Origin of the sequence: Rhodoplanes roseus (assembly GCF_003258865.1) — a bacterium.
Classification (GTDB): domain Bacteria; phylum Pseudomonadota; class Alphaproteobacteria; order Rhizobiales; family Xanthobacteraceae; genus Rhodoplanes; species Rhodoplanes roseus.
In genome coordinates this window covers 1-282 of sequence record NZ_NPEX01000771.1, presented here as the reverse complement: position 1 = coordinate 282, position 282 = coordinate 1, and the positions used below count along the sequence as shown (strand labels likewise).

The window sequence follows — 282 nt, the reverse complement described above, 5'->3', positions numbered from 1 at the left end:
GGATACTCTACGTTGACGACGAGCCCGACATCCGGGAAATCGCGAGCATGTCCCTGGAACTCGACTCCCAGTTGGACGTGCGCACGTGTTCCTGCGGCCAGGAAGCGATCGAGGCTGCACGCGCGTGGCAGCCCGATCTCATTTTGCTTGATGCGATGATGCCGGGAATGGACGGGCCGCAGACGTTGGCAGCCCTAAAGGAAAAAGCCGACACGAGCGGCATCTCGGTCGTGTTCATCACCGCCCGTACGCAGACATCCGAGGTCGAGCATTTCATCAGTC

The 282-nt window shown here is 60.3% G+C and carries 1 protein-coding gene; it reads left to right on the top strand.

What is annotated here, in order from left to right:
• Window positions 1-2: 2 nt before the first annotated feature.
• A partial coding sequence (locus CH341_RS32330) for a response regulator (protein WP_245431353.1) occupies window positions 3-282 on the top strand: 280 nt, incomplete at its 3' end.